Here is a 14,983-nt window from a genome sequence, read left to right on the forward strand (position 1 = left end):
ATGACGCTGAATGCGACCACGTCCCACACCGTCGGGCCGTACTACCACATCGGACTGACCTGGCTGAACCGCGAAGACCTGACCGTCGAGCAAACCCTGGGCGAGCGCGTGGCGATCACCGGGCAGGTGGTCGATGGCAACGGCGATGTCGTCAACGACGCGATGCTGGAAGTCTGGCAGGCCAACGCCGCCGGCAAATACGACCACCCCGAAGACGACCAGGACAAACCCCTGGACCCGAACTTCGAGGGCTTTGGCCGGGTGCCGGTGGATGCCGAAGGGCGTTTCCGGTTCACCACCATCAAGCCGGGTACGGTCGAAGGCCTCAAGGGCACGACCCAGGCACCGCATCTGGTGGTGCTGGTGTTTGCCCGTGGCCTGGTGAAGCACTTGCTGACGCGGATCTACTTCGATGGCGAGCCGGCTAACGTCGCCGATCCGTTGCTCGAATGCGTGCCGGCAGAACGTCGCGGCACCTTGCTGGCGAAGCAGGATGCGTCGGGTGTGTACCAGTGGAACGTTGTTCTGCAGGGCACCGACGCCGAGACGGTGTTCTTCGATTATTAAGTGAACACCGCATCCCCTGTAGGAGCTGGCTTGCCAGCGATGGTCGTTAACGATGACGCGTATCCATTGGTTTACCGTGTCGCTCTTGCGTCCATCGCTGGCAAGCCAGCTCCTACAGGGGGTTGATGCATTTGTGGAACGGGACTGTTGCAAAGTATGTCTAGACTCTCACAGTCCCCATTGAGTAAAAAACAATGACATCGATCACCGCTACAGAACCTCTGTACACCGGCGAAGAACGCAACAAGCGGATCTTCGCCATTGTCGGCGCTTCGTCCGGCAACCTCGTCGAATGGTTCGACTTCTACGTCTATGCCTTCTGTGCGATCTACTTCGCGCCTGCCTTTTTCCCCTCCGACAACCCCACCGTGCAGTTGGTCAACACCGCGGGCGTATTTGCCGCCGGGTTCCTGATGCGCCCGATTGGCGGCTGGATCTTCGGCCGTGTCGCGGACAAACACGGCCGCAAGAATTCGATGCTGATATCGATTCTGATGATGTGCTTCGGATCGTTGCTCATCGCCTGCCTGCCGACCTACAAGGACATCGGCGTCTGGGCGCCGATCATGCTGTTGTTCGCGCGCTTGCTCCAGGGCCTGTCGGTGGGTGGCGAATATGGCACCACCGCCACCTACATGAGCGAAGTCGCCCTCAAGGGCCAGCGCGGTTTTTTCGCCTCGTTCCAGTACGTCACGCTGATCGGCGGGCAGTTGCTGGCGGTGTCGCTGGTGGTGGTCCTGCAGCAGTTCCTCAGTGAGGACGAATTGCGCGCCTACGGCTGGCGGATTCCGTTCGTGGTCGGTGCGATGGCGGCGCTGGTTTCGCTTTATCTGCGCCGTTCGCTGAAAGAAACCACCAGCAAGGAAATGCGCGAAAACAAGGACGCCGGCAGCATCCGCGCGCTGTTCCGCGACCATAAAGCCGCGTTCATCACGGTGCTCGGCTACACCGCCGGTGGCTCGCTGATTTTCTACACCTTCACCACGTACATGCAGAAATACCTGGTGAACACCGCCGGCATGCACGCCAAGACCGCCAGTTACATCATGACCGGCGCACTGTTCCTTTATATGTGCATGCAGCCGTTCTTCGGCATGCTCGCCGACAAGATCGGCCGACGTAACTCGATGCTGTGGTTCGGCGCCTTGGGTACTTTGTGCACCGTGCCGATCCTGCTGAGCCTGAAAAGCGTCAGCAGTCCGTTCCTGGCCTTTGTGCTGATTACCGTGGCACTGGCAATCGTCAGTTTCTACACCTCGATCAGCGGCCTGGTAAAAGCCGAAATGTTCCCGCCCGAAGTGCGCGCACTGGGCGTCGGCCTGGCGTACGCGGTGGCGAATGCGATCTTCGGCGGTTCGGCGGAGTATGTTGCCTTGAGCCTTAAAGCGGTCGGGATGGAAAACTCCTTCTACTGGTACGTGACGGTGATGATGGCAATCGCGTTCCTGTTCAGCCTGCGCCTGCCCAAGCAAGCCAAGTATCTGCATCACGACCTTTGATCCATACCCGCGGGCCCGAGCGGCCCGCGCCTGCAGGGATTGTTTATGAACGAGCGACCGGGCAATCAATTGTTCGATGCCTATTTCACTGCCCGCGACATGCGTGAAGTGTTCTGCGATCAGGGCCGGGTCCAGGCCATGCTCGATTTCGAAGCGGCCCTGGCCCGTGCCGAAGCGCGGGTTGGCCTGATTCCGCACACGGCGGTGGCGCCGATCGAAGCGGCCTGCCAGGCCGGGCATTACGATTTTGCGGCCCTGGGCGAGGCGATTGCCACGGCGGGTAATTCTGCGATTCCGTTGGTCAAGGCGCTGGGCAAGCAGATCGCGGCGAGCGATGCCGAGGCCGAGCGCTACGTGCATCTGGGCGCCACCAGTCAGGATGTGATGGACAGCGGCCTGGTGCTGCAATTGCGCCGGGCGCTGGAATTGATCGACAGCGATCTGGCGCAACTGGGCCAGACTCTCGCTACCCAGGCCCAACGTCATGTGGCCACGCCACTAGCCGGGCGCACCTGGTTGCAGCACGCGACGCCGGTGACCCTGGGCATGAAAATCGCCGGTTGGCTGGGGGCGGTGACCCGCAGTCGTCAGCGTCTGCTGGAACTCAAGCCACGTCTGCTGGTGCTGCAATTCGGCGGCGCTTCCGGGACCCTCGCGGCCCTCGGCGAGCAGGCGATGCCGATTGCCCAGGCGTTGGCCGAAGAGCTGCAACTGACGCTGCCCGACCAGCCCTGGCACACCCAGCGCGATCGCCTGGTGGAGTTTGGCTCGGTACTCGGACTGATCGCCGGCAGCCTGGGTAAACTCGGTCGCGACATCAGTCTGTTGATGCAGACCGAAGCCGCCGAGGTGTTCGAGCCTTCGGCGCCGGGCAAGGGCGGGTCCTCGACCATGCCGCACAAACGCAATCCCGTCGGCGCGGCGGTGCTGATTGGCGCGGCGACGCGCGTACCAGGCCTGCTGTCGACCTTGTTCAGCGCGATGCCCCAGGAGCACGAGCGCAGCCTGGGGCTGTGGCACGCCGAGTGGGAAACCCTGCCGGAGATTTGCTGCCTGGTGTCCGGCAGCCTCAAGCAGGCGCTGCTGGTGACCGGCGGGCTGGAAGTGGACGCCGCCCGCATGGCGCGCAACCTAGACCTGACCCAGGGCCTGGTACTCGCCGAAGCGGTGAGCATCGTCCTTGCGCAACGGGTCGGCCGCGACACTGCGCATCACCTGTTGGAGCAATGCTGCAAACGTGCCGTGGCCGAGCAACGTCATCTGCGCGCGGTACTCGGCGACGAACCGCAAGTGACCGCCGAGTTGTCGGCGGCTGAACTCGATCATCTGCTGGACCCCGCCCACTACCTCGGTCAGGCCCGTACCTGGGTCGAGCGAGCGGTGGCTGAACATTCTGCGTTGACTGCCTGAAGGAGACTGCTGTGGCTTTCGTTCAACTCGCCGATGGCGAACTGCATTACAAACTCGACGGACCGGTCGATGCGCCGGTGCTGGTGCTGTCCAACTCGCTGGGTACTGACCTGCACATGTGGGACGCGCAAATTGCCGCGTTCAGCGAGCATTTTCGCGTGCTGCGTTTCGACACCCGCGGCCATGGCAAGTCCTTGGTGACGCCGGGACCGTACAGCATCGAGCAACTGGGCCGCGACGTACTGGCGCTGCTGGATGCGCTGCACATCGAGCGCGCGCATTTCTGTGGACTGTCCATGGGCGGGCTGATCGGCCAGTGGCTGGGCATCAATGCCGGCGAACGCCTGAACAAGCTGGTGGTGTGTAACACCGCGGCGAAAATCGGCGATCCGTCGGTGTGGAACCCACGCATCGAAACCGTGCTGCGCGATGGCCAGGCGGCGATGGTCGCCCTGCGCGATGCGTCGATTGCGCGCTGGTTCACCCCGGACTTCTCAGCGGCCAACCCGGCCGCGGCCAAGCAGATCACCGACATGCTGGCGGCCACTTCGCCTGAAGGTTACGCGGCCAACTGCGCAGCGGTGCGTGATGCCGACTTCCGCGATCAATTGTCTTCGATCAAGGCACCGCTGTTGGTGGTTGCCGGGACTGAAGATGCAGTGACGCCGCCCTCCGGTGGACACTTCATCCAGGAGCACGTGCAGGGCGCCGAGTACGCCGAGTTCTACGCCGCGCACTTGTCCAACGTCCAGGCCGGCGCTGCGTTCAGCGAGCGGGTACTGGCGTTCTTGTTGGCTCATTGAAGGGGATTGTTGTGGACGAGAAGCAACGTTACGACGAGGGCATGAATGTCCGTCGCGCGGTACTGGGCGACGCCCATGTCGACCGCAGCCTGACCACCCTGACCGAGTTCAACTCGGAGTTCCAGGAAATGATCACCCGCCACGCCTGGGGTGACATCTGGACCCGTCCGGGCCTGCCGCGTCACACCCGCAGCCTGATCACCATCGCCATGCTGATCGGCATGAACCGCGAGGGTGAACTCAAACTGCACCTGCGCGCCGCCGCCAACAACGGCGTGAGCCGTGGCGAGATCAAGGAAGTGATCATGCAGAGCGCGATCTACTGCGGCATTCCCGCCGCCAACGCGACGTTCCACCTGGCCGAGTCGGTGTGGGATGAGTTGGGGACTGAATCGCGGGATTAAATGTGTCGCAGGTCTTGAAGATACCGAAGATCTAGTGTGGGAGCGGGCTTGCTCGCGAATGCGGTGTTTCAGTCGACATCATTGCTGGCTGACCGTCCGCTTTCGCGAGCAAGCCCGCTCCCACATTTGTTTTGTGTTTACAACAGGCTGATCGGATAGCTGACGATCACGCGGTTTTCATCGAACTCATTGTTGCTGTAGTCGCGACGCATGGTCGAGTTGCGCCATTTCACGTTCAGGTCTTTCAGCGCACCGCTTTGCACGGTGTAGCCCAGTTCACTTTCACGCCCCCATTCCTTGCCATCGGTGATCGTCCCCGTGTGCACGTTGTCGCCGCTGATGTAGCGGTTCATCAGGGTCAACCCCGGCACGCCAAGGGCGACGAAGTTGTAGTCGTGGCGCACCTGCCAGGATTTTTCCCGGGCGTTGTCGTAGCTGGAGTTGTAGCTGTCGTTGGCCAGGGTTCCGCCGCTGGTGCCGTTGACGCGCATCCACGGGCTGTCGCCGGTGAGTTTCTGCAGGCCGACGTAAAAGGTGTTGCCACCGTACTTGGCCGATAGCAGCCCGTACATCGTCTTGTTGTCCAACTCGCCGGCCCGGGCGCTGCCGTCATCCTTGCCGTAGAAGAAGCCGAGATTGGCACCCAGGGTCCAGGCGCCGAGCGGTTGGCTGTGGGTCAGGTTGATGAATTGCTGGCTGTAGATGTCCTTGAGTTCGGCGTTCCACACAGCGATCTGGGTGCGTTTGTCGTTGAACAGGTACTCGCCGCCCTGGAAGTTGAAGCGGTCGGAGGTGAATGCGGCTTTGCCGGTCATCGACATGTCGCTCATGCTGCTGTCGTCGCGCGGGCTGTTCTGGCGGAACTGGCCGCCGTACAGCGTCAGGCCGTCGAATTCCTTCGAGGTGATCTGACCGCCACGGAAGGTCTGCGGCAGCGAGCGGCCGTCGTCCGAACGCAGGATCGGCAGCACCGGCATCCATTCGCCCACCTTCGCTTCGGTCTGCGACAGCTTGGCCTTGAACGCCACGTTGGTGCGCCCGAAGTTGTCGGCCGGGCGGCCGTCACTGTCCAGCGGCAGCAACTGCGTGCCACCGGTGCCTTTGCCGCCATCGAGTTTCACCGAGTACAGGCCCAGCACATCCATGCCGAAGCCGACGATGCCCTGGGTATACCCGGACTTGGCGTCAAGAATGAAGCTTTGTGTCCACTCTTCGGCCTTGCCCTGGGTCTTGGTCGGGTTGGTGAAGTTGCGGTTGATGTAGAAGTTGCGCAGGTTCAGGTTGACCTTGGCTCCTTCGACAAACCCCGACTCTTCGGCCTGGGCGGGCAGGGCTGCGCTCGCCAGGGCGACGGCGATCAGGCTGGGAACGAAGTAATGCGCGGGAGAAGGCATGGGCTCGGGTCTCTCTAATTCTTGGGGATGAAACAGGGTGATGCCGCAACCTGGGGTTGCAGACGTGCATGCGAGATCGGGACAAGCGGGGCGGATCAGCCGGAGAGGGTAGGGCGCGGGGGCATCGTATCGAACCTGTTGTTATTGGTTTTGTGGATCGAATGGTGATGTGAATGTACTAGGTGGTTCAATCTGTGAAAGCAGGTTTTGGGCGATTATCGAACGTAAGATTGGCGGTGAGATTTGTGTTGTTCTTGCGGGCCTCATCGCTGGCAAGCCAGCTCCTACAGGGAACCGAGTTTCGCCGAAGGAAAGCGGTCGAATGTGGGAGCCAGCCTGCTGGCGATGGGGCCATGACATACAAACCCCCAACAAAAAGCCCACCAAAAGGTGGGCTTCATGTTTTTTCACAGCACCATCAGAACAACTTCAACTTCGGCGCTTCTTCCTTCAACGGCTCGTTCTTCGCCGTCTGTTCGTTCCAGCCACCACCCAGGGCCTTGTACAGGTTGACCTGGCTGACCAACTGCGCCAGGCGGTCGGTGATCAGTGCCTGTTGGGCACTGAACAGCTGACGCTGGGCATCGAGGAAGGTCAGGTTGCTGTCGACACCGATGCGGTAACGACGCTCGGCAAGACGGTAGTAGTCCTGGTTGGCATTGACGAAGTCCTGCTGTGCCTGCAACTGCTGCACGTAGGTCTGGCGCGCGGCCAGGCCATCGGCGACTTCCTGGAAGGCCGTCTGGATGGACTTCTCGTAGTTCGCCACGCCAATGTCTTTCTGGATTTTCGAGTAATCCAGGCTGGCGCGCAGGCTGCCGGCGTTGAAGATCGGCAGGTTGATCTGCGGCTGGAACAGCCAGGTGCCCGAGCCACCCTTGAACAGGCCGGACAGGTCCGGGCTCAGGGTGCCGGCGTTGGCCGTCAGGCTGATGCTCGGGAAGAACGCCGCCCGCGCCGCGCCAATGTTGGCGTTGGCGGCCTTGAGGTTGTACTCGGCCTGCAGGATGTCCGGACGACGCTGCAGCAGGTCCGACGGCAGGCCAGGCGGTACTTCGGCCAACAGATCGTCCGCCAGTGGTTTGGCCGCCTGCAGGTTGGCCGGGATGCCGGTGCCGAGCAGCAGCACCAGGCTGTTTTCATCCTGGGCGACCTGACGGGTGTACTTGGCCAGTTGCGCCCGGGCGTTTTCCACCGAGGTGCGCGACTGCGCCAGGTCCAGTGCCGAAGCGACCCCCACTTCGTTGCTGCGGGCGGTGAGCTTGTAGCTCTCCTCGAACGCCGCCAGGGTGTCCTGGGTCAGCTTGAGCAGTTCCTTGTCGGCCTGCCAGGTCAGGTAGGCGTTGGCCACACTGGCCACCAGGCTGATCTGGGTGCTGCGGCGGCCTTCTTCGGTGGCGAAGTACTGCTGCAGCGCTTCTTCGTTCAGGCTGCGGATCCGCCCGAACATGTCGAGCTCGTAGGCACTGATGCCGACCGTGGCCGAGTAGGAACTGCTGATGCCCGCTTCACCGGTCTGAGAAGCGTCAGCCGGCAGGCGCTGACGGCTGCCGCTACCGTTGGCCGAAACGGCCGGGAACAGATCGGCGCGCGAGATGCGGTATTGAGCCGCAAAGGCATCGATGTTCAGGGCCGCGACACGCAGGTCGCGGTTGTTTTCCAGGGATACCTGAATCAGCTGCTGCAGCGCCGGGTCATGGAAAAACTGCCTCCAGCCCTGCTCGGCAGCGGCCTGCGCCGGTGCCTGGGCCGGCGAGTATGCCGGGCCCTGCGGGTATTGACCTGCCACCGGAGCGTCCGGCCGCTGATAGTCAGGTATCAGCGAGCAGCCACTTAGCACGAAGGCGGCGACTGCCAGGGAGAGTAGCGACTTGCTCATTGGCCAGCCTCTTTAGGAGTTTCAGTAGCGTCTTCCTGGTCGACGTTTTTACGCTGACCCATGGCCGACACGGTGACGAAGAACAGTGGGACCCAGAAGATCGCCAGAACGGTTGCCGTGATCATACCGCCAATCACGCCGGTGCCGATGGCATGCTGGCTACCGGAACCTGCGCCCGTGGAGATCGCCAGGGGTACCACACCGAGCACGAAGGCGAGGGAGGTCATGATGATCGGTCGCAGACGCATGCGGCAGGCTTCGATGGCCGCCTCACGCAGGCTGCGCCCTTGTTCGTGCAGTTCCTTGGCGAATTCGACGATCAGGATGGCGTTTTTCGCCGCCAGGCCGATGGTCGTCAACAGGCCCACCTGGAAGTACACGTCGTTGGACAAACCACGCAGGCTGGTGGCCATCAGCGCACCGATGATCCCCAGCGGAACGACCAGCATCACCGCGATCGGAATCGACCAGCTCTCATACAGCGCCGCCAGGCACAGGAACACCATCAGCAACGACAGGGCGTACAGCGCCGGCGCTTGCGAGCCGGACAGCCGTTCCTCGTAGGACAGCCCGGTCCAGGAAATACCAACACCCTTCGGCAGTTTGGCGGCAAGGGCTTCGACTTCGGCCATGGCTTCACCGGTGGAATAACCCGGAGCCGGGGCGCCGAGGATTTCCATCGCTTCTACGCCGTTGTAGCGGGCCAGTTTCGGCGAGCCGTAGATCCACTCGCCCTTGGCGAACGCCGAGAACGGAACCATGGTGCCGACGCTGTTGCGCACGTACCACTTGTTCAGGTCTTCAGGGCTCATGCGTGAACCCGGCTGGCCTTGCACGTAAACCTTCTTCACCCGACCACGGTCGATGAAGTCGTTGACGTAGCTACTGCCCAGGGCGATCGACAGGGTGTTGTTGATGTCGGCGATGGTAATGCCCAGGGCACTGGCCTTCTCGTCGTCGATTTCCAGTTGGAATTGCGGTTCGTCGTTCAGGCCGTTAGGACGCACCTGGGTCAGGATCTTGCTTTGCGCCGCCATGCCGAGGAACTGGTTACGGGCTTCCATCAACTTGTCGTGACCGATACCGGCGCGGTCCTGCAGAAACACGTCGAAACCGGTGGCGTTACCCAATTCCAGTACCGCAGGCGGGGCGAAGGCAAACACCATGGCGTCACGGAAGGTGAAGAAGTGCTGTTGGGCACGGGCCGCGACCTTGAACACGCTGTTGTCAGCGTTTCGATCTTCCCATGGGCGCAGCATGATGAACGCCATGCCCGAGCTCTGGCCGCGGCCGGCGAAGTTGAAGCCGGTCACGGTAAACACCGAGTTAACCGCATCGCCTTCACCGCCATCCTTGCCCGGACGCAGCAGGAATTCACGCATTTCGTCCACGACCACCTGGGTGCGCTGGGCGGTCGAACCGGCTGGGGTCTGTACCTGGGCGAACAGTACGCCCTGGTCCTCTTCCGGCAGGAACGCCGTTGGAATGCGGGTGAACAGCCAGATCATGCCGACGACGATGATCAGGTAGGCCAGCAGGTATGGCGCCTTGTGCGTGAGCATGTTGCCCACGCCACGCTCGTAGCTACTGACACCACGGTCGAAGTTGCGGTTGAACCAGCCGAAGAAGCCGCGTTTCGGGGTGTGATGCTCGCCTTTCGAAATCGGCTTGAGCATGGTGGCGCAGAGCGCCGGGGTGAAGATCAGGGCAACCAGTACCGACAGGGCCATGGCCGAGACGATGGTGATCGAGAACTGCTTGTAGATCACACCGGTGGAACCGCTGAAGAACGCCATCGGCAGCAATACCGCCGACAGCACCAGGGCGATACCGACCAATGCTCCCTGGATCTGCCCCATGGACTTCTTGGTCGCTTCCTTGGGCGACAGGCCTTCTTCGCTCATCACCCGTTCGACGTTTTCCACCACGACGATGGCGTCGTCCACCAGCAAGCCGATGGCCAGCACCATGCCGAACATGGTCAGGGTGTTGATGCTGAAACCGGCCGCCGCGAGGATGCCGAATGTCCCGAGCAATACCACCGGAACCGTCATCGTGGTGATGATGGTGGCACGGAAGTTCTGCAGGAACAGGAACATCACCAGGAACACCAGCGCAACCGCTTCGACCAGGGTGTGTACCACGCCCTTGATCGATTCGGTCACCACCGGCGTGGTGTCGTACGGGAACACCACTTCCATCCCTTCAGGGAAGAACGGCTTGAGGCTGTCGATGGTCGTGCGCAGGGCCTTGGCGGTATCCAGGGCGTTGGCACCGGTGGCCAGCTTCACGGCCAGACCGGACGCCGGGGCGCCGTTGAACTGGGCGTTGATGCTGTAGTTCTCGCCACCCAGGCCGACTTCGGCGACATCTTTCAGGCGAACCTGGGAACCGTCCTTGTTGACCTTGAGCAGGATCTTGTTGAATTGCTCGGCGGTCTGCAGGCGCGTCTTGCCGATGATCGTCGCGTTCAGCTGGGTGCCGGGCAGGGCGGGCAGGCCGCCGAGCTGGCCGGAGGACACCTGGACGTTCTGCGCGGCGATGGCGGTCTTGACGTCAACCGGGGTCAGATTGAAGTTGTTCAACTTGGCCGGGTCGAGCCAGATACGCATGGCGTACTGCGAACCGAACACCTGGAAGTCGCCGACGCCGGCGGTCCGCGAGATCGGGTCCTGCATGTTCGACACGATGTAGTTGGACAGGTCGTCCTTGGTCATGCTGCCGTCACGGGACACCACGCCGATTACCAGCAGGAAGTTCTTCACTGCCTTGGTCACGCGGATACCTTGTTGCTGCACTTCCTGCGGCAACAGCGGGGTGGCCAGGTTCAGCTTGTTCTGGACCTGGACCTGCGCGGTATCGGAGTTGGTGCCTTGCTCGAAGGTCGCGGTAATGGTCATGGTGCCGTCGGAGTTACTTTCCGAAGACACATAACGCAGGTTGTCGATACCGTTGAGCTGTTGCTCGATCACCTGGACCACGGTGTCCTGCACGGTTTGCGCGGAAGCGCCCGGGTAGGTCACGGAAATGGCGATGGCCGGCGGTGCAATGCTCGGGTACTGGTTGATCGGCAGCTTGAGGATCGACAGTGCCCCGACCAGCATGATCACCAGGGCTATTACCCAGGCGAAAATCGGACGGTCGATGAAAAATCTGGACATGAGTTACTCCCCTTTGCCGCTGGCAGCCTGCTCAGCTGGCTTGGCGGGGGCCGGGTTCTTGGCGCCTACGTTAGTGGCGTCAGTGGCCTTGACTTCGATGCCTGGCTTGACGAATTGCAGGCCTTCGGTGATCAGGCGATCGCCGGCTTTCAGGCCGTCTTCGATCAACCATTGGTTACCGACGGTGCGGCTGGCCTTGAGCTGACGCAGTTCAACCTTGTTGTCAGGGCCGACGACCAGTGCGGTCGGACTGCCCTTGAGGTCGCGGGTCACGCCTTGTTGCGGGGCCAGGATCGCCGCGCTGTTCACACCAGCCTGCAACTGTGCGTGCACGAACATGCCCGGCAGCAGGGTGTGATCAGGGTTCGGGAACACGGCACGCAGGGTCACGGAACCGGTGGTCTGGTCGACCGAGACTTCGGAGAACTCCAGTTTACCGTCCAGTTTGTACTCGCTGCCGTCCTCGAGGGTCAGCTTGACCTTGGCGGCGTTGTCACCGGCCTTCTGCAGGCGACCGCTTTCCAGTTCGCGCCGAAGTTGCAGCAGTTCGACCGAGGATTGCGTCACATCGACGTAGATCGGGTCAAGTTGCTGGATCACCGCCATCGCTTCGGTCTGCGCGTTGCTGACCAGCGCGCCCTCGGTCACCGTGGAACGACCGATGCGGCCGGTCAGCGGCGCGTAAACCTTGGTGTAGCGCACGTTGATCTGTGCCGATTGCAACGAAGCTTCCGATTGCAGGCGGTTGGCCACGGCCGTGTCGTATTCCTGGCGGCTTACGGCCTGTTCGTTGACCAGTTGCTGGTAGCGATCGGAAATCGACTTGGTCGAACGCAGGTTGGCTTCGGCGCTTTTCAGGGTCGCCTCATAGACCGATGGATCGATCTGATAGAGCTGCTGGCCGGCCTTGACGTCACTGCCTTCCTTGAACAGGCGCTTGAGAATGATGCCGTTGACCTGTGGACGAACCTCGGCAATGCGGAACGCGCTGGTGCGCCCCGGCAATTCCGAGGTGAGCGTAAACGTTTGCGCTTGCAGGGTAACGACGCCGACCTGAGGCGGTGGTGCGGCCGGTGGAGCTTCTTCCTTTTTGCATCCGCTGAGCAGCGATGCCAGGGCGACGGCGGCGACCAGAGCGGTAACAGCTGGCTTGAATTGCATGAAAATCCTCGGGTCAGGCGCGAAAAAAAACGCACAAGAAAAGATGGAAGGTTAAAAAGTGGGGTCCGGGTGGATAAGTAGCATGCTAAGGAATATACTTACATTCACGGCTGTTTGTAAAGGCCCTGGCCGTGTATCCAGGTCGTTACAAACGTCCTGGAAAGGTTCAAATCGTAAGCCCGGGGACGATACCCAAGAGCTCTCGCCCCGCTTTTATTCAGCTGATATCCAGACATCGCTGAAGCATCCTGATTGAGGTTGTACTGCCATGGTCCGTCGTACCAAAGAGGAAGCCCAAGAAACCCGCAGCCAGATACTCGAAGCGGCCGAGAAAGCCTTTTTCGAGCGGGGTGTGGCGCGAACGACCCTGGCGGACATCGCGACCCTGGCCGGCGTCACCCGCGGGGCGATCTACTGGCATTTCAGCAACAAGGCGGACCTGGTACAGGCCATGCTCGACACCCTGCATGAGCCTCTGGATGAAATGGCCAAGGCCAGCGAAAGCCCGGACGAACCCGACCCCCTGGGCTGCATGCGCAAGCTGTTGATTCATTTGTTTCATCAAATTGCACTGGACCCGAAAACCCGACGCATCAACGAAATTCTGTTTCATAAGTGCGAGTTCACCGATGAAATGTGCGACTTGCGCCAGCAGCGTGTGGCGGCCAGCCTGGACTGCAATGTACGGATCGGCCTGGCCCTGAGTAACGCCGTGAATCGCGGGCAACTGCCGGAAAACCTCGACACGGCTCGCGCGGCCATCAGCCTGCATGCCTACATCGATGGCATCCTGTACCAGTGGCTGCTGGCCCCCGACAGCTTTCAATTGCACAGCGAGGCTGAGCGTTGGGTCGATACCGGGCTGGACCTGTTGCGCTTCAGCCCCAGCTTGCGCAAATGAAGCAAGATGCGTAATTGACTGCAGCCGTGTCAATCGATGCAGCGCCAGATGAACCTTTCTTCACGCGACTTGCGGTATGGGGTGCTTTTATATACGGATGCTCGACCGGTTCACAGTCAATGAACTACGTATTTTGTAGGAAATTTGTGTTGTCGCCGGGAGGGAGCTTGATTCGCAGGCTGATCGATGGAAAGCGGGAACTGCGTCAACGAAGTACAGGGCAAGCGCCTGCTATCAAGCGCTTGCGTGTTCTGTTCAGGTGCTGTTAACCCACCCTGATCACGACGATGTAGCTATAAGGGCTCTTTGGTATTCTTCTGGTGATGCTGGAGGTGCACTTCAATTTTTCCTTACCAATAGATCGAACAGTATGTTTAAGGTGGGGAGTGAGTCCAGTAGTGGAAAGGCTCACACTCAGCGATGTCGTGAATTGGAATGCAAGTTTGCCACTTTCATAAGAGAAGTCATGATTGACTTTGATTTCACGAAATTTTCTGGTACCTATTCTAGGTGGCTCACTGCGCAGTATGAATGACAAGTAGTCCCAGGGTTCAAGGTCATATTTCTCGTTGGGGTGAATGCCGTTATCCCAGCTTGATGTGGTGAGGCTGAACGTTTTTGCGGTGGCATTGAAGATGTAGAAGATAACGCTGTTGGGAGACTGAACGTTACTGATGGAGCGCCAGGCCTGTTCCTCGTCACGCTTACCTTCGCGGATGAATTCGTCGAATTCCTCCACGGTTTTCTGTTTGTCTATGGCGTTATCTATGTCTGCTCTATCTTCGGCAAAACTGACCAGGTGCTGCAAATAGGCGGGCAGCATGGCGCGGGTCATGTCTTTAAGGAAGTTCTGTTCAAAGGTTACATCTTTAATGTCTTCGTTGCTGTTTTCTTGATTGTTTTCTTTATCGTCCATGATATTACCTATTTTCGGTGGTTGGTATTTATAGATAATAACAGGGGTGCGATTAAGGTGTATTTTATTGGTGTAATGGATTGTTGCTGGTGGCGAAAATCAAATGCCTAAAGCTGTTAACCCAGCCTGATCACGACGCTGTAGCTGTAAGGTTCCTTTGACAGGCTTCTGGTGATACTGGAGGTGCACTTCAATTGTTCCTTACCAATAGATCGCACAGTATGTTGAATGTGGGGAGTGAATGTAACCTTGAGGACAAAAGGACCATCACCTTTCAAACTCAGCGATGTATTGAATTGGAATGCAAATTTGCCACTTTCAAAAGAGAGGTCATGATTGACTTTGATGTTAGGGTTTTTTTTAGTAGGTGGCTCGCTGCGCAGTATGATTGACGCGCAGTCCCAGGGTTCGAGGACACAAGCCTCACTGGGGGGAGCGCCGTTATACGAGCTTGTTGTGGTGAGGCTGAACGTTTTTGCGGTGGCATTGAAGATGTAGACAATCACGCTGTTGGGAGACTCATCGTTACTGATGGAGCGCCAGGCCTGTTCCTCGTCCCGCTTACCTTTGCGGATGAATTCGTCGAATTCCTCCACGGTTTTCCGTTTGTCTATGGCGTTATCTATGTCTGCTCTATCTTCGGCAAAACTGACCAGGTGCTGCAAATAGGCGGGCAGCATGGCGCGGGTCATGTCTTTAAGAAAGTTCTGTTCAAAGGTTACATCTTTAATGTCTTCGTTGCTGTTTTCTTGAATGTTTTCTTTGTCGTCCATGATATTACCCCTTTTTGGTAGTTGGTAGTTGTAAATAATAGCAGGGGTGCGATTAAGCTGTTTGGTATTGGTGTAATGGTTTATTGCCGGTGGCGATAATCAAATGCCTAAACAA

General features: G+C 59.7%; 12 protein-coding genes. 6 read left to right on the top strand and 6 right to left on the bottom strand.

Annotation, left to right across the window (positions count from 1 at the left end):
• The 5 genes from pcaG to pcaC all read left to right on the top strand — a co-directional run bounded on the left by pcaG (position 1) and on the right by pcaC (position 4,683).
• Positions 1 to 567, top strand: a complete 567-nt coding sequence (gene pcaG, locus ACM6I6_RS10140) for a protocatechuate 3,4-dioxygenase subunit alpha (protein ID WP_323608799.1) — start codon at positions 1 to 3, stop codon at positions 565 to 567.
• 194 nt (positions 568 to 761) lie between these two features.
• Positions 762 to 2,066 (top strand): MFS family transporter, encoded by a 1,305-nt coding sequence (locus tag ACM6I6_RS10145; RefSeq protein WP_323608801.1) that lies wholly within the window; start codon positions 762 to 764, stop codon positions 2,064 to 2,066.
• 45 nt (positions 2,067 to 2,111) lie between these two features.
• Positions 2,112 to 3,476 (top strand): 3-carboxy-cis,cis-muconate cycloisomerase, encoded by a 1,365-nt coding sequence (locus ACM6I6_RS10150; protein ID WP_414919836.1) that lies wholly within the window; start codon positions 2,112 to 2,114, stop codon positions 3,474 to 3,476.
• A gap of 11 nt (positions 3,477 to 3,487) precedes the next feature.
• On the top strand, positions 3,488 to 4,279 hold the full coding sequence (pcaD, locus tag ACM6I6_RS10155) for a 3-oxoadipate enol-lactonase (RefSeq protein ID WP_414919837.1): 792 nt from the start codon (positions 3,488 to 3,490) through the stop codon (positions 4,277 to 4,279).
• Between the two features lie 11 nt (positions 4,280 to 4,290).
• Complete coding sequence (gene pcaC / locus ACM6I6_RS10160) at positions 4,291 to 4,683, top strand: 4-carboxymuconolactone decarboxylase (protein ID WP_323608805.1); 393 nt, start codon at positions 4,291 to 4,293, stop codon at positions 4,681 to 4,683.
• Positions 4,684 to 4,820: 137 nt separating this feature from the next.
• On the opposite strand, the gene ACM6I6_RS10165 is transcribed toward pcaC, so the two are convergent.
• From ACM6I6_RS10165 to emhA, 4 genes are all read right to left on the bottom strand, one after another.
• The gene (locus tag ACM6I6_RS10165) at positions 4,821 to 6,077 is read right to left on the bottom strand and encodes an OprD family porin (RefSeq protein ID WP_323608806.1); all 1,257 of its coding nucleotides are present in this window, start codon (positions 6,075 to 6,077) and stop codon (positions 4,821 to 4,823) included.
• Positions 6,078 to 6,495: 418 nt separating this feature from the next.
• Positions 6,496 to 7,956 carry an efflux RND transporter outer membrane subunit EmhC gene (gene emhC, locus ACM6I6_RS10170; protein ID WP_274073443.1) on the bottom strand — a complete coding sequence of 487 codons (1,461 nt, stop codon included), beginning with the start codon at positions 7,954 to 7,956 and terminating at the stop codon, positions 6,496 to 6,498.
• Positions 7,953 to 11,117, bottom strand: a complete 3,165-nt coding sequence (gene emhB / locus ACM6I6_RS10175) for an efflux RND transporter permease subunit EmhB (protein WP_274073444.1) — start codon at positions 11,115 to 11,117, stop codon at positions 7,953 to 7,955. Before emhB ends, emhC begins: the two co-directional genes overlap by 4 nt.
• Before the next feature lie 3 nt (positions 11,118 to 11,120).
• Complete coding sequence (gene emhA, locus ACM6I6_RS10180; RefSeq protein ID WP_274073445.1) at positions 11,121 to 12,278, bottom strand: efflux RND transporter periplasmic adaptor subunit EmhA; 1,158 nt, start codon at positions 12,276 to 12,278, stop codon at positions 11,121 to 11,123.
• A gap of 268 nt (positions 12,279 to 12,546) precedes the next feature.
• Between emhA and emhR the strand changes: the two genes are divergently transcribed.
• Positions 12,547 to 13,179 carry an efflux system transcriptional repressor EmhR gene (gene emhR, locus ACM6I6_RS10185; RefSeq protein WP_274073446.1) on the top strand — a complete coding sequence of 211 codons (633 nt, stop codon included), beginning with the start codon at positions 12,547 to 12,549 and terminating at the stop codon, positions 13,177 to 13,179.
• A gap of 265 nt (positions 13,180 to 13,444) precedes the next feature.
• Here the strand turns inward: emhR and ACM6I6_RS10190 are convergent, their stop codons facing one another.
• Positions 13,445 to 14,095, bottom strand: a complete 651-nt coding sequence (locus ACM6I6_RS10190; protein ID WP_274073447.1) for a hypothetical protein — start codon at positions 14,093 to 14,095, stop codon at positions 13,445 to 13,447.
• Between the two features lie 116 nt (positions 14,096 to 14,211).
• Entirely contained in the window at positions 14,212 to 14,868 is a 657-nt protein-coding gene (locus ACM6I6_RS10195) for a hypothetical protein (protein ID WP_414919838.1), read from the bottom strand.
• Positions 14,869 to 14,983: the final 115 nt, after the last annotated feature.

Source organism: Pseudomonas sp. IT-P218 (assembly GCF_949767605.1).
In the GTDB taxonomy this organism is placed as follows: domain Bacteria; phylum Pseudomonadota; class Gammaproteobacteria; order Pseudomonadales; family Pseudomonadaceae; genus Aquipseudomonas; species Aquipseudomonas putida_AE.

What these genes read in the sequence shown, in the direction of transcription:
- pcaG (WP_323608799.1), top strand. Translation starts at nt 1, where the DNA reads ATGACGCTGAATGCGACCACGTCCCACACCGTCGGGCCGTACTACCAC.
- emhC (WP_274073443.1), bottom strand. Translation starts at nt 7,956, where the DNA reads ATGAGCAAGTCGCTACTCTCCCTGGCAGTCGCCGCCTTCGTGCTAAGT.
- ACM6I6_RS10145 (WP_323608801.1), top strand. Translation starts at nt 762, where the DNA reads ATGACATCGATCACCGCTACAGAACCTCTGTACACCGGCGAAGAACGC.
- ACM6I6_RS10150 (WP_414919836.1), top strand. Translation starts at nt 2,112, where the DNA reads ATGAACGAGCGACCGGGCAATCAATTGTTCGATGCCTATTTCACTGCC.
- ACM6I6_RS10190 (WP_274073447.1), bottom strand. Translation starts at nt 14,095, where the DNA reads ATGGACGATAAAGAAAACAATCAAGAAAACAGCAACGAAGACATTAAA.
- emhR (WP_274073446.1), top strand. Translation starts at nt 12,547, where the DNA reads ATGGTCCGTCGTACCAAAGAGGAAGCCCAAGAAACCCGCAGCCAGATA.
- emhB (WP_274073444.1), bottom strand. Translation starts at nt 11,117, where the DNA reads ATGTCCAGATTTTTCATCGACCGTCCGATTTTCGCCTGGGTAATAGCC.
- ACM6I6_RS10195 (WP_414919838.1), bottom strand. Translation starts at nt 14,868, where the DNA reads ATGGACGACAAAGAAAACATTCAAGAAAACAGCAACGAAGACATTAAA.
- emhA (WP_274073445.1), bottom strand. Translation starts at nt 12,278, where the DNA reads ATGCAATTCAAGCCAGCTGTTACCGCTCTGGTCGCCGCCGTCGCCCTG.
- ACM6I6_RS10165 (WP_323608806.1), bottom strand. Translation starts at nt 6,077, where the DNA reads ATGCCTTCTCCCGCGCATTACTTCGTTCCCAGCCTGATCGCCGTCGCC.